Raw genomic sequence first — 3258 nt, 5'->3', positions numbered from 1 at the left:
TTTTGAAAACCTCTGGCAGGGCCGGGTCTCCCACCTGCCGGTAATGACCCTGCCGGAGGCGGTTAAGCGGCGCCTGGTCCGGATTGCGGAAGGGATTGACCGCCCGGTGGAGATTGACGGCACCAGTGCCGCCTCCGGGGCGGTGGAACCGCCTCCGGCTATGGAGCGGCTGCGGTTTGCCGTTTTGCGCGACGCGCCGAAAATGCCCGGCGGCCGGTTCGTGGGCATAAAGACCGCGCCTGTGGAACCGTGGCCGCATCAGGCCGTGGTCGTGCAAAGGCTGGTGGAAACCTGGCCGCACTCTTATCTACTGTGCGACGAGGTGGGCCTGGGCAAGACCATCGAAGCCGGGCTGGCCTTCCGCTCCCTGTACCTTTCGGGCCTGGTGAAGCGCATCCTTATTGCCGCACCGGCCGGCCTTACCCGGCAGTGGCAGCGCCAGATGGCGTCCAGGGTCCTGCTTTCCTTCAGCCGGGCGCGCACCAGCCCGGAGATCTCCCATGAATACATCTTCCCGCTTGCAGAGAACCGGGCGGCGGCATCGATTTACGAGCCGGACCTGGTCATCGTGTCCACAGGGCTGCTCGCCCGCCGGGAACGGGCAGCGGCTCTCAAGAGCGCCGTACCATTCGACATTGCCCTGGTGGATGAAGCGCACGCGCTGCGGAGGAAGAACCCCCAGGCTGGCCTGCAGGAGCACCCGGAATACGGGCACCTCTACCTGGCTGTGCGCGATTACCTGCGGGCCAGGGCGCGCAGCCTGTGGCTGGCCACCGCCACACCCATGCAGATCGACCCCGTGGAGGTGTGCGACCTGCTGGCCCTGACCAACCGGGCCGGTGTCTTCCAGTTCGACCCGGCACTGACCATGCACTATTACGAGATCCTGGGCAGGCTCGTGCGCGGGCAGGAGGCCGGCGTTCAGGAGTGGGAGTTCCTGCGGCGCGCTGTGCGGGCAGTCAAGATGCAGGACCCGGTGCTCTGGCGTTATATTGAAAATAGTATCATCGACGGGCGCATCCGGACGGCGGTGCGGCAATGGCTTGAATACGGGCGGGTTCCCCGGGGCAGGGACCGGGAGTTAATGTACCGCCTGATTTTCAGCGCGTCGCCGCTCTCGCGGGTGATGCTGCGCCATACCCGGCGCCTGCTGGAAATCTACCGTGACAACGGTCAGCTGCAGCAGAACCTACCCCGGCGCCACATTTTGCCTGTGCCCCGGATCGTCTTTACCCCGCTGGAGCGGCGTATCTACGATCAGCTGGAAGAATACTGCGCCGGCCTGGCCGGCCAGCTCAGCGGGCGTAAAGACCAGCAGACCCGCCAGATGGTCAGTTTCCTGCTGAGCTTTTTGCGCCTCCGGTTCGCCTCCAGCCTGTATGCGCTCCGCGAGACTCTGCGGCGGCGCCTGCGCAAGGTGGAAGCCACGCTGAAAAATCAGCTCGTTGAAGAGGCAGGTGAACCCGAACCTGAATTTTTCCCGCTTGCGCACCCGGTATTTGAGGATGAAATCGAGGACGACCTGCCCTTAGCCTCCGAATCCCTGTTGAAGAACAGGACTCCGGCTGACCTGGAATGGGAGCGGGACCGTCTTAAAACCATGCTCGAGGAAATGGCCGATATTACCGGACTGCCGTCCAAAATGAAGGTGCTCCTTGACACGCTAAACCGGCGCCGGGACCGGCAGACCGGGCGCATCCGGCAGACCGTCGTCTTCACCCGTTTTTACGATACGCTCAGGGATATCGTAACCCGGCTGCGCCGGGCTGATCCCCAGATGCTCGTCGGCACCTATGCGGGTCGGGAGGCCGGGTATTTCGACCCCGGATCTGGAAAGATGATCCCGGTGGACCACGAAGAGGTGAAGGAGCGGTTCCTGCGCGGCGAGATCGACGTCCTTGTCTGCACGGATGCGGCGGCGGAAGGTTTAAACCTGCAGACCGCCGACCTGCTGGTCAACTACGATCTGGGTTGGAACCCGATGAAAGTGGAGCAGCGGATCGGGCGCATCGACCGCATCGGGCAGAAGTACGAGGACATCCATGTTCTCAACCTCTGTTATTCGGGTAGTGCCGAGGAAGAGGTTTATATCCGCCTGCTGTCCCGCCTGGCCCAGGCTAACATGATCGTGGGCACGCAGCAGATCTCGCTGCTCCCGGTGGGACCGGAAGATTTTCAGGAGCTGGCCGAAGGAAAGCTCACTTCCGAAGGACTGTGGGCCCGCGCCCGGGAAAGGATTGAGGTCCAGCGCCGGCGGGTGGAGAGCATGGAGATCCGCCCGGAAGAACTTTACGAAATCTACATGCGCACAGCCCGGTCTGGCGACGGGTGGGCCGCCCCGGTGGACCTGCCGGCCATATGGGAGGCCCTGAGCGGATCGCAGTATCTGCGGACCCTGGGATGTACCGTATCCCTGGAGCCCGGACCGCATCTTACGCTTTCCGGTATAGACGGCGTGCCGGATGGAGCAGTCCTCACCGTTTCCCGGGAGCTTTACGAGGAAGGCCTGGCCGGCGGTGGAGTGCGCGTTCATTTTGCCTCGTACGGCGATCCCTTCTTCGATGCCGTCCTGGAACAGTTCGGCAGGTTCGGGCTGCCCGGGTGCGTGCGGCGGGTAGCCGTTAAAGTTCCCGGCATGAATGATGTGGAGATGGTGGGTTACGCGGCGGCCTGCCGCGGGGCCGGTGGCATCCGCCAGGTCCGGCTCATCCGGGGGTGGAGCGACCTGGAGGGCCTTTGCCTGGCGGAGGAGGAATCCCTGGCAGAAGCGGAGGTCGCACCGCTGCGGGAAAAACTGGAGCTGCTGGCCCGGGAAGAGTTCGCACCCTGCCTGGCGGCGGAGCGGATCGAACGGGAGAACATCCGCGCCGCCCGGGCGCAGGAGATGTTCAATTTCCTGGTGATCCGTGACCTTCTTGAGACCAGGGCGCGGCCTGCCGGGGAAGGGGCGCTTTTCTGGCCCGTCCTGCGGGAAGTTGCTTCCCTGATCGAGGAGCGGGAACAAATTCTTACCGGCGGGCTGCCGGCGGAGGTCCTCAGGGCAATTGCCGGGGAGCTGCTGTTCGACTGCCAGGTGCCCGGCGCCGGCGGCAAAGCTCACCTCCTGGTGCCGCGCGTCCTGGCCCGGGCAGCCGTCGACGCCGCCAGCCGCCTGGCGGACAGTATGAAAGTGCGCAAAAGCGAACTCCGCGTTGATACGGTGCTGGCGCGCCTGCAGCGCGAGATAGAAGCCAGGGGGCGGCAAATATGTTAGCCGGT

Annotated in this window: 1 protein-coding gene; it reads left to right on the top strand. The window is 64.3% G+C overall.

Annotated elements, in window-relative coordinates; all coding sequences use genetic code 11:
- On the top strand, positions 1 to 3253 hold a 3253-nt coding region (locus tag ACPLUI_RS15140; RefSeq protein WP_424661069.1), incomplete at its 5' end, for a helicase-related protein.
- Positions 3254 to 3258: the final 5 nt, after the last annotated feature.

Source organism: Desulfofundulus sp., assembly GCF_049701015.1.
GTDB lineage: Bacteria > Bacillota > Desulfotomaculia > Desulfotomaculales > Desulfovirgulaceae > Desulfofundulus.
Note: the sequence above shows the minus strand (reverse complement) of the source record. Positions and strands in the feature narration are given on the sequence as shown.